Origin of the sequence: Variimorphobacter saccharofermentans (assembly GCF_014174405.1) — a bacterium.
In the GTDB taxonomy this organism is placed as follows: Bacteria; Bacillota; Clostridia; order Lachnospirales; family Lachnospiraceae; genus Mobilitalea; species Mobilitalea saccharofermentans.
In genome coordinates this window covers 1-1515 of sequence record NZ_JACEGA010000003.1, presented here as the reverse complement: position 1 = coordinate 1515, position 1515 = coordinate 1, and the positions used below count along the sequence as shown (strand labels likewise).

The 1515-nt window shown below is 42.0% G+C and carries 1 protein-coding gene; it reads right to left on the bottom strand.

Annotated features, from left to right (window positions below; genetic code table 11):
- Window positions 1–1433 (bottom strand): IS1182 family transposase (locus tag H0486_RS18235; protein ID WP_228354494.1); only part of this gene is annotated, 1433 nt, incomplete at its 3' end.
- Between the last annotated feature and the right edge of the window lie 82 nt (window positions 1434–1515).

The following is a 1515-nucleotide window of genomic DNA, read 5'->3' as shown; positions in this document are numbered from 1 at the left end:
TTTCGGAGCTGTTGACAAAGTGGCATAAAAATAGCGGATGTCCAGATATTTCTGGGCATCCGTAAAATTTTCAGCCATATTAAGTTCTCGGGGCTATGATTTAGGAGCCGTACCATCCTCTTTAGATTTAACGCCGTCGCCGAAAGTAGGCAATGCTCGTAGGCATTGCCCAGGCCACGCTTCCGCAGGCGTGCTAAATTATGGTTTGCTTTCTGATGTGAGAAATTACCCTCGCACCAAATTTTACGCAGCCGCATAGCTGCAAGATATTCAGGGGAGCCATTTGCTCTATGCTGTTTATCTGTAGCAGACTTATGGTACGTACGCTCTACCTCTTTGTATTTTGCCGTGCCGGAAATGCAATTTTCTCTAATAGGGCAGTTATTACATTGCTTGGCGGTAGATTTATAACGCTTACAGCCTAACTTCTTGCGATAGGTGGAAAACACCAATTTACATCCGTTAGGGCAGGTTAAGCTGTCACTTTCTTCATCGTACTCAAAGTCGTGTATTGAAAATACAGTCAACTCTCCACATGATGGCGCCCTTTGCGGAATATAGGTTTGGATGCCTTTATCAAGCATATCCTTATGAATCTCTGAGCTGTCATACCCAGCATCGGCACACACAGCATCCGGTTGAAATCCAAATGTATCAATCTGGTGCTTAATTCGCTCGGAGTGAACCGAAGCATCGGTTGCATTACCCGGCGTTACACAAACATCGGTTATGATGCCGTGCTTTCCATCACAAGTCTGGTGGCTGAGATAATGAAATCCTAAAGGCTTTCCGGGACGTTTCATGAAGCCAGCATCCGGATCAGTTGGACTTTTTAGTTGTTCCTTTTGTTTGGCTGGTTTGGTGTCTTCATTTTCCTCACACAAAATTCCATCCCGACGTGCCTCGTCATTAAGGCGACTGAGATATGCAGATGGTTCTATATCTACTAATATTCGTTCTGAGATATCGTTCCGTACATTGGCTCGCACGTGAGTTGAATCGGTAAGCAACAGCTTGCCTCCCACCAATTCATATTCTATACATTGCTTGACTATTTCAGCAAAAATCTCTTCAAAGATAGTGCTGCCTTTAAATTTTCTTCGACGTAGTTGCGATAATGTTGAGTGGTCTGGCACTGCTTCATCTAAATCTATTCCCAAAAACCAACGGTACGCAATATTTACTTCAATTTCCTTTTCTAATCTGCGTTCAGAGTTGATGCCATAAAGATAACCTAAGAGGAGCATTTTTACAATAACTACAGGGTCAATAGAGCGCCTGCCTGTTTGTGAATACATGTGCTCGACCCTTTGATAAATGAAGCTGAAATCAATAAATCTATCCAATTGCCTTAAAAAATGACCCTGCGGCATTAAGTTTTCCATTGTTACACACATCATTTTTTGTTGCACACAATTATTTTGATTCATCATAACAGCCACCATCCCTTTGCTTAATTATACCATATTTGATGGCTTGCTAATATATTTTGCTTTGTCAACAGCGCCAAAATAT